Source organism: Candidatus Thiosymbion oneisti, from assembly GCF_004359955.1.
Classification (GTDB): Bacteria; Pseudomonadota; Gammaproteobacteria; order Chromatiales; family Chromatiaceae; genus Thiosymbion; species Thiosymbion oneisti.
Window position 1 is genome coordinate 1 of record NZ_SMSC01000097.1, and the last position, 983, is coordinate 983.

Genomic DNA, 983 nt, shown 5'->3' on the forward strand with positions numbered 1-983 from the left:
ACGCTGGAGCGTGGGAACGAGCAGAGCTCCGCGCCGCGGAGAGCATCAGGCCGGTGTCCAGCATTCGTATACACGGGAATCACAGCTGCCGGCTGTCCGGCGTTATCCGGTGCGGCCCAGAGGGCGTCTGCTGTGAGCGTTGCCGCCAGCTGGTCATGGGGTCCGTAAGCCGTCTGAAAGACGGCGGTCCCAGCTGGCTCAGGACCGCCGACATCCTGTCGGCCCCTGCCGCCGGATGCCAGCCATCTCCGTCGGGTGGCGGCCGGGCTCCCTCCTGCGTCGGGACGGGGCCTGGCCTGATCCGACCTACAGGGCTCTCCGGTAAGGGTTCAAGACACTCCATTGAGTCTTCAAGACACTCCCGTGAGTCTTCAACACTCTCCGATGAGTCCTCAAGACTCTCCCGCGAGTCTTCAACACTCTCCGATGAGTCCTCAAGACTCTCCCGTGAGTCTTCAACACTCTCCGATGAGTCCTCAAGACTCTCCCGTGAGTCTTTAACACTCTCCGATGAGTCCTCAAGACTCTCCCGTGAGTCCTCAGGACTCTCCGGTAAGTCTTCAGGACTCTCCCGTGGGTCTTCAACACTCTCTGGTGAGTCTTCAGGATTCTCCGGTGAGTCTTTAACAGGCTCCGATGGGTCCTCAAGACGCTCTAGTGAGTCTTCAAGACACTCCGGTGAGTCCTTGCCAGGCCCGGTTGCGGCTTTGGACCTCGATCTCCACGCCTTGCCCTACTCCTTTTTCTCGTTCCCACGCGCTGCGTGGGAACGCAGAAGCTCCGCGCCGCGGAGAAATCCGGGAATGCTGGGGTTCGCGAGCTCATCCCAGCCTACGCCTTGACCGCATAGGGCGGGAAAGGCCTGGCACCGGTAAGCGTCGGGCCGCACCCCGCCGTCTGAGCCAGGCGCGGATTTTCACGTTTTTCCTATAGGAAAAAGAAGCGGGCGGGGGCCAGCCCCCTCCCTTTTCTCTGGCTCCCAT

Annotated in this window: 1 protein-coding gene; it reads right to left on the reverse strand. The window is 61.5% G+C overall.

Annotation, left to right across the window (positions count from 1 at the left end):
- Positions 1 to 79: 79 nt before the first annotated feature.
- Entirely contained in the window at positions 80 to 214 is a 135-nt protein-coding gene (locus E1958_RS21735; protein ID WP_279512456.1) for a hypothetical protein, read from the reverse strand.
- Positions 215 to 983 lie beyond the last annotated feature (769 nt).

Excerpts from the sequence above, each read along its gene's own strand:
- E1958_RS21735 (WP_279512456.1), bottom strand. The coding sequence starts at position 214 with ATGTCGGCGGTCCTGAGCCAGCTGGGACCGCCGTCTTTCAGACGGCTT.